The 2,999-nt window shown below is 31.2% G+C and carries 2 protein-coding genes and 2 tRNA genes; all 4 read right to left on the reverse strand.

Going from position 1 to position 2,999, the window contains the following annotated elements:
- Positions 1-62: 62 nt before the first annotated feature.
- Positions 63-136: transfer RNA gene (locus CD032_RS05445), tRNA-Gly, on the reverse strand.
- Between the two features lie 34 nt (positions 137-170).
- Positions 171-253 (reverse strand) — tRNA-Leu (locus CD032_RS05450).
- Between the two features lie 357 nt (positions 254-610).
- Positions 611-1,063: a SprT family protein gene (locus tag CD032_RS05455; protein WP_040030625.1), complete on the reverse strand. Its 453-nt coding sequence runs from the start codon at positions 1,061-1,063 to the stop codon at positions 611-613.
- Positions 1,056-2,999: Tex family protein (locus tag CD032_RS05460; RefSeq protein ID WP_258026229.1), on the reverse strand; the 1,944-nt coding region annotated here is incomplete at its 5' end. The genes CD032_RS05455 and CD032_RS05460, both read right to left, overlap by 8 nt.

Raw genomic sequence — 2,999 nt, forward strand, 5'->3', positions numbered from 1 at the left:
AATCGGAATTAACGTTGACATATTGCAATTCAGTTTTCAATGTTCATTTTAAAATTTCTCAATGGAGCGGGTGATGGGAATCGAACCCACAACATCAGCTTGGAAGGCTGAGGTTTTGCCATTAAACTACACCCGCATATTTTTTATAAATGATATGTAAAGTATTTTAATGCGGCCGAGAGGACTTGAACCTCCACGGGATAAATCCCACTAGGCCCTCAACCTAGCGCGTCTGCCATTCCGCCACGGCCGCTCGGTTGACGCTAAAAACTTTCGTTTATCAAGTTAACGTATTTCATTGTAATATGTTTGAAATGTTTTGTCAATAAGTTTTTAAAATTTCTTTAACAAACTTAATAACTCCTTCATTTAATTTCATATTATTTTCGCAACGTTTAATATCATATAACATAAATTATATAACGTCAACACATACAAATAACAAATTAGAGTAAATATTCATTTTAAGATGTTTTATTTACTTAAATACACAATATTCATAATAAATCTAATCATTTTCATTTGAGAATATCAAATGACTAATGACTAGTGATTCATAATAAAAAGAGAGTTGATATTTTCAACTCTCTTTTTAATTAAATTCACGTTTTTAAACACGTTTTTTTTCTATCAGCTTGCCTTTACAGTGTCCACAAAACATCTTATTTATATTTACTTTTCTTATCCTAGCATATTTCGCACCACAGTTTGAGCATTTATAGATATACCTAACCCTATCTTCATAACTTTCAATCGCTGAACAAAATCTCGGAGAACCTGTCTGTGAACTTAACACCTTAAAATCTTTATCTCTATGCTTATATCCCTTTCCTTGAATATGAAGATGGTAATGGCATAATTCATGTTTAATAATATCAATAACGGCATTTTCTCCAAAAGCATCATATTGTTTTTCATTTATTTCTATATTATGTGTATTTAGTATATAACGGCCGCCTGTTGTTCTAAGTCGTTTATTAAAATAAGCACTATGTTTAAAAGGCCTTTCAAAAACTGTGATAGAAATATATTCTGTCATTTTTTGTAGCTTTTCATTATCCATGAGGATCAATCATAGTTAATGAAACTTTCCCTTTCTTGTCATCGATGTCTAATATCCAAACATCGACAATATCTCCAACACTAACAACATCCATAGGATTTTTAACAAATTTCTTAGATAATTTTGAAATGTGTACAAGTCCATCTTGTTTAACACCAATATCCACAAAAGCTCCAAAGTCAACGACATTTCTTACAGTACCACTTAATTTCATATCTTTTGCTAAATCTTCTATTGATAAGACATCTGATTTTAAAATTGGTGTCTCAAATTCATCACGAGGATCTCTATTAGGTGCAATTAATGATTTTATAATATCTTCAAGCGTTGGTTTTCCAATGTTTAGTTTTGCAGCCATATTAGTCAAATCCACATGATTTAATGCCGCTTTCAAATCATCATTTCCTAAATTTTCTACACCAAAATCTATTTCATTTAACAATTGATAGGTTGCATGGTAACTTTCTGGATGAATTGATGTATTATCTAAAGGTTCATTGCCATTTATAATTCTTAGAAAACCAATACTTTGTTCAAATGTTTTAGCACCTAATCTTTTTACTTTGGCAATATCCTTATTATGTTTAATAGGCCCATTTTCTTCACGATATAAAATGATGTTTTGAGCTATAGTAGAAGACAAACCAGAGACATATTGCAGTAATGAACGTGAAGCTGTATTTACATCTACCCCTACTTGGTTAACAGCTGTTTCAACAACAAACGTTAACGCGCCTTCCAATGCTTTTTGGTTAACATCATGTTGATATTGACCAACTCCAATTGATTTTGGGTCAATTTTTACAAGTTCACTTAATGGATCTTGCACTCTTCTTCCAATCGAAACAGCACTACGTTCTTCTACTTGAAAATCTGGGAACTCTGAACGAGCAACTTCTGAAGCTGAATAAACAGAAGCTCCAGCTTCGTTAACAATAATAAATTGTGTTTTTAATTTATGTTTCTGAATCATTGAAGCTACAAATTGTTCTGTTTCTCTACTAGCAGTACCATTACCAATAGCAATTAAATCAACGTCATAATTATTTACAAATTGAACAAACGTTTTCTCCGCTTCTTCTTTTTTATTTACTGGCGGATGTGGGTATATGACTCCCTTAGCAATAAAAGTTCCGAAAGGATTTATTACAGCCAATTTACACCCTGTTCTAAAAGCAGGATCCACTCCTAGAATTTGTTTACCTTTCATTGGTGGTTGTAATAAAAGATTTCTTAAATTCTCACTAAATACATCAATAGCATGATTTTCAGCTTTTTCCGTTAAATCCCCTCTAATTTCCCTTTCAATCGAAGGCATAATTAATCGTTTTAAGCTATCAGAAATCGCTTTTTCAATGATATTCGAACCATCATGATGGTATATTACTTCATACTTACGAATAAAATTTTCAATTCCTTGAATATCCATTTCTACTTTGACTGTTAATATTTTTTCTTTTTCTCCACGATTGATTGCTAATGTTCTATGGTTAGCGATTTTCTTTATTGGTTCTGAATAATCGTAATACATTGAAAAAATTTCTTGCTCATCCTCAGCATTCTTTTTCTTTTGTGTAACAATTTTCCCGTGTTGGAAAGTATCTTTAAGAATTTTAGTTCTATATTTTGGTTCATCTGAAATTTGTTCAGCAATAATGTCTTGTGCACCTTGTATTGCTTGTTCTACATTTTCTATTTCTTCATTTAAAAATTGTGTTGCTTTTTCTTCTATTGTCATGTCTAAACTAGAGCTTTTAAGCCAATTTGCCAAAGGTTCTAAACCTTTTCTTTTAGCTTCTGTAGCTCTTGTTTTCTTCTTCTGTTTATAAGGTCTATATAAATCTTCAACTCTTTGTAGCTTAGTTTGCTTTAAAATGTCATTTTTTAATTCTGTAGTCAATAGACCTTGTTCTTCTATATTATGTATAACTTCTTC

The organism is Staphylococcus cohnii subsp. cohnii, assembly GCF_002902365.1.
GTDB classification, from domain to species: Bacteria; Bacillota; Bacilli; order Staphylococcales; family Staphylococcaceae; genus Staphylococcus; species Staphylococcus cohnii.